General features: G+C 52.5%; 1 protein-coding gene. It reads left to right on the top strand.

Annotation, left to right across the window (positions count from 1 at the left end; translation table 11 throughout):
- Positions 1-202: hypothetical protein (locus ACW9H9_RS28885; RefSeq protein ID WP_457346745.1), on the top strand; the 202-nt coding region annotated here is incomplete at its 5' end.
- Between the last annotated feature and the right edge of the window lie 95 nt (positions 203-297).

Below are 297 nucleotides of genomic sequence, written 5' to 3' on the forward strand. Positions count from 1 at the left end.
CGTCGGGCTCATAACCCGAAGGTCGTCGGTTCAAATCCGGCTCCCGCAACCAAACATCAAAAAAGGCTACTCGAAAGAGTGGCCTTTTTTGTGCGCGCCTGTTTTAGCCTCCCTTCTGTTGCCCGGCAAAAAACTGTTTCCTTTCGAGCACTTAGCTTTTGCAGCGGGCGATGTTCAGTTATTTGTTCAATCCTCTTATTAAAGGTTGACACACTGGCGTTGGGCTGTAGAATGCCGCCTCACAGACGCGGGATGGAGCAGCCTGGTAGCTCGTCGGGCTCATAACCCGAAGGTCGT

It is taken from the genome of Pseudomonas sp. SDO5215_S409 (assembly GCF_054071325.1).